Source organism: Thiorhodococcus minor (assembly GCF_010820565.1).
In the GTDB taxonomy this organism is placed as follows: domain Bacteria; phylum Pseudomonadota; class Gammaproteobacteria; order Chromatiales; family Chromatiaceae; genus Thiorhodococcus; species Thiorhodococcus minor.
Window position 1 is genome coordinate 1 of record NZ_JAAIJQ010000335.1, and the last position, 564, is coordinate 564.

Consider the following 564-nt stretch of genomic DNA (forward strand, 5'->3'; position numbering starts at 1 on the left):
GGCGCGCGCTCATAGCGCTTGGACGGGATGGCCAAGACCCGTTCGATCAGGCCACTGTGCTCGGGGACTTCGAGGGCGGCATAGCGAAAGAAGGAATGGATGGCGGCCAATCGGACGTTGCGGCTGCGCGCGCTGGTGCCGCGGCTGGCCTGCAGGTCGTCGAGAAAGACCGCGATCAGTGCGGCATCCAGATCTGGCAGGGTGAGCTGCGAGGGGCCTTTATCCAGGCCGCTCTGCGCGTCGCGCAGCAGCAGGAAAAAGGTGTCGCGATAGCTGGCGATGGTATGGGGGCTGACATGCTTGTGCTTAATCAGGCGCTCGGTGAAGAAGCGCTCCAGCAAGATCGGGAACGTGAGGGGCGCGCTCATGGCCACACCTGCAGTGGCAGGCCCTGTTCCAAGCGGTCCAAGGCGAGCTGGAGCAATTCCGGGGTGGCCGAAAGGTACCAGAAGGTATCGGCCACCTTCACATGCCCCAAATAAGTCGACAGTTCCGTTGCAGATGCCGTTCAACATCGACCTCCTCACGATACCAGCGCAACAGCACCTCAACCGCAAAGCGGTG

At 62.4% G+C, this 564-nt stretch carries 1 protein-coding gene; it reads right to left on the reverse strand.

The window, feature by feature from the left end:
• On the reverse strand, positions 1 to 368 hold a 368-nt coding region (locus G3446_RS27245; protein ID WP_164456756.1), incomplete at its 3' end, for a site-specific integrase.
• Positions 369 to 564: the final 196 nt, after the last annotated feature.